1 protein-coding gene is annotated in these 262 nt (G+C 51.5%); it reads left to right on the top strand.

From position 1 onward, the window contains the following. Window positions 1-262, top strand: a 262-nt coding sequence (locus ACTHSN_RS10825) for a transposase (RefSeq protein ID WP_440365320.1), incomplete at both ends; no start/stop codon positions are given.

Genomic DNA, 262 nt, shown 5'->3' with positions numbered 1-262 from the left:
GCAGCAAACAGCGCCAGGCCATAGAAGTTGATGAAGAAGGACAAGTCAGCAGCCAAACCACACCGAGTAAAGACAGCAATGCCCGATGGATCAAGAAAAACGGCCTCTACAAACTCGGGTACAAACAACATACCCGTACCGATGAGGAAGGCTATATCGGGAAACTGCACATCACCCCCGCCAATGCCCATGAGTGCAAACACCTGTCGCCTTTGCTGGAAGGGTTACCCAAAGGTACGACCGTCTATGCCGATAAAGGCTA

Origin of the sequence: Neisseria sp. P0009.S010 (assembly GCF_051958545.1) — a bacterium.
Lineage (GTDB): Bacteria > Pseudomonadota > Gammaproteobacteria > Burkholderiales > Neisseriaceae > Neisseria > Neisseria subflava_A.
This window is presented reverse-complemented; position numbering and strand designations above follow the sequence as displayed.